The organism is Caballeronia humi, from assembly GCF_001544475.1.
In the GTDB taxonomy this organism is placed as follows: Bacteria; Pseudomonadota; Gammaproteobacteria; order Burkholderiales; family Burkholderiaceae; genus Caballeronia; species Caballeronia humi.
Map to the genome: position 1 here is coordinate 1 of NZ_FCNW02000188.1, position 1,247 is coordinate 1,247.

Consider the following 1,247-nt stretch of genomic DNA (forward strand, 5'->3'; position numbering starts at 1 on the left):
CTTTCGATTACCCACAATTTTTGGCGAGTTCAAAGCCGAGTTGAATATCGATGAGTCTTCGCAAACCTCGCCAGATCACGATGTTTCCAGGAGGCGGATCATTGGCTCGAGCCATATAGCCGCCTAGCTGTGCGAGTTTGATGATGTATCTGGTTAGAGGCTTGGCGTTCAAACTCTTCGCGGTATCTTTAACCAACTGGTCGAGCCGTTGTATCTCGGGCGATGTCAACGCAATCTCGACCGGTTGATCAGGTGCGGCCCGATGTACCATAGTGAGCCAGAAGATACGCCAGCTCAAGACGCAGAATACCGAGATGAGGTTGGCCAGCCGGTCTGCGGTGCGCAATTGCGAATCTTCTGCCTTGCAGCCCGATTTCAGAATCTTGTGAAACACCTCTATTTTCCATCGCAACGCGTACCAGTCGAGTTTCTCGACAGCCTGCTTGCGAGAAGCGACAGGCAGGTTGGTGATCAACTTCCACTCAATGCGTTTGCTGCCCGTGGGTACACCTCGTTCGAGGGCGTGAATGACGGTCAGCTCCAGGGCGGGATAACGACGCTGCTTGCCGATTGGTGGGAGTACCGTTATGCGGCGGTATCGAAGTTCCAGTATTGCGTGCTGAGCCTTACCGTTCTGGTCGCGAACAGTGATACGGTGAACGCCCTTGACCCGTACTTCATCCATCTCATCGGCAATCGTATGGCCGCCATCTCCCGCAAGCCTGTCGACGCAGGTTCTCACCAGGAAATTCGTTTGCAACTCTTGAGCCAGGCAGAAGAGTTCGTAAATATCACTTTCGCGATCTCCTACATGAATGCATCGCTGCGGTTGCCCAAAAAGTGCTGTTGATTGCCGCAGATTTTCAAGCCACCGATAGCTTTCCTTTCCCTCGATCGGCACGCGCGTTGGATTAATCTTGCGCTTCAGCGCGTCGCATCCCTTGAATTTCTTTCGCGTCCAGAATTTGACGGCCGCGAGCCCCAAGGGCACACCTTGGGTCGTGACTGCCAGGCTCGAATGCATCAGGATGCCGCAAACTGTATGCATCGGAGTACGTCCTTCCTGGTCTTTGCGGCTGGCAACCTTATGCGTCGATCCAATCAACTCGGGTCGCTCTCGTTTGTAGGAAAACTCAGTCGTATCCTGCAATACCAGCACCTGCCCGGGCGTGACGGCAAAGCGGCTTCGCGTTGCTTCAAAGTGTCCGCCCAGAATATCCTGTTCAGTGACCTTGGGATTGGAAAGA

The 1,247-nt window shown here is 53.8% G+C and carries 1 protein-coding gene; it reads right to left on the minus strand.

The window, feature by feature from the left end:
* Positions 1–7: 7 nt before the first annotated feature.
* On the minus strand, positions 8–1,247 hold a 1,240-nt coding region (locus AWB65_RS34945; protein WP_125474307.1), incomplete at its 5' end, for an IS4 family transposase.